The following is a 1199-nucleotide window of genomic DNA, read 5'->3' on the forward strand; positions in this document are numbered from 1 at the left end:
GGATAGGGGATCTCACGTTCGACGATGACAGAGCGCGTTTCGGTCGCAATGTTGGTCATTGGTCGATTCTTTTGAGCAAATTTTCGAGATCGTCGAACCGGCTCTGCCAGAACGCGTTCATCTGGTTCGTCCAGTCGGTCAGTGGGGAAAGTGCTGCCAGTTGGGCGCTGTAATGGGTCTGCCGTCCTTGATGGCGATCGCGCACCAGCCCGGCCTGCTTGAGCACGCCGAGATGCTTCGACACCGCAGGTTGAGAGACCCCCGACTGAGCCGTCAGGGCGCCGACCGTCTGCTCGCCTTGCCGGCACAGGCGCTCGAAGATCGCGCGACGCGTCGGATCGGAGAGCGTTCTGAAGAGGACATCGTGAGCGTTCGTCATCCGGGATCGATAACCCTGTGGCTATTGATTTACGTATAACTGTCGAGATATGGATATGTCAAGCGGGGGTGTTGACGGTCCCGATCCGGCGGTTTCCAAAAAAATCTTTCCATTGCCCCAAGGATTAGCCATTAGCCTTCGTCCAACAGGCAAATGATGGCGATGATGCTGGATGAGAGCGAAGCCTCCGACGCCGAACTGATCGGGCGGGCGAAGGGCGGAGACAGGAGGGCCTTCAGCACATTGCTGGAAAGGCACTATGACTTCGTCTATCGCGCCGCCTATCGCTGGTGCGGCAGGAAGGCCGATGCCGAAGACATCGCCCAGGAAGTCTGCGTCAGGCTGGGCAAAGCGATCCGCGACTATCGCGGCGGCGGCGCCTTCACCACATGGCTCTATTCCGTGACGATGAACGCCGCGCGCGACGTGATGCGAAAGTCCGCCCGCGAGACCGTCAAGACCGAGGCCTATGGCGTCCATGCACTGATCTCGGGCGAGGCGTCGGTCGAACCGGAAGACCCTGCCGAAGCGCTGTGGGCGGCCGTCCGGCGATTGCCGGACAAGCAGCGCGACGCGGTGCTGCTGGTCTATGGCGAAGGGTTGAGCCATGCGGCCGCGGCCGAGGCGATGACAATCTCGGAGACGACGGTTTCCTGGCACATCCATGAAGCGAAGAAACGGCTGAAGACGCTGATGCGCGCGGCCGGGGAAGTGTGACCATGGTTGACGACAACGAACTCAACAGACTGCGCGATATAGCAGCGCCGGCGCCCGCCAAGGATGCCAAGGCACGTGCTTTCGAAGCCGCCCTGCGTGCATA

At 61.0% G+C, this 1199-nt stretch carries 2 protein-coding genes; one reads left to right on the plus strand and one right to left on the minus strand.

Annotation, left to right across the window (positions count from 1 at the left end; genetic code table 11):
- Nucleotides 1–55 precede the first annotated feature (55 nt).
- Nucleotides 56–379, minus strand: coding sequence for a metalloregulator ArsR/SmtB family transcription factor (locus tag EN994_RS32280; protein WP_063168196.1), 324 nt, complete (start codon nucleotides 377–379; stop codon nucleotides 56–58).
- 156 nt (nucleotides 380–535) lie between these two features.
- On the opposite strand from EN994_RS32280, the gene EN994_RS32285 reads away from it, so the two are divergent.
- The gene (locus EN994_RS32285; RefSeq protein WP_013531188.1) at nucleotides 536–1096 is read left to right on the plus strand and encodes an RNA polymerase sigma factor; all 561 of its coding nucleotides are present in this window, start codon (nucleotides 536–538) and stop codon (nucleotides 1094–1096) included.
- Nucleotides 1097–1199: the final 103 nt, after the last annotated feature.

It is taken from the genome of Mesorhizobium sp. M7A.F.Ca.CA.002.09.1.1 (assembly GCF_003998555.1).
GTDB classification, from domain to species: Bacteria; Pseudomonadota; Alphaproteobacteria; order Rhizobiales; family Rhizobiaceae; genus Mesorhizobium; species Mesorhizobium ciceri.

What these genes read in the sequence shown, in the direction of transcription:
- EN994_RS32280 (WP_063168196.1), bottom strand. Translation starts at nt 379, where the DNA reads ATGACGAACGCTCACGATGTCCTCTTCAGAACGCTCTCCGATCCGACG.
- EN994_RS32285 (WP_013531188.1), top strand. Translation starts at nt 536, where the DNA reads ATGGCGATGATGCTGGATGAGAGCGAAGCCTCCGACGCCGAACTGATC.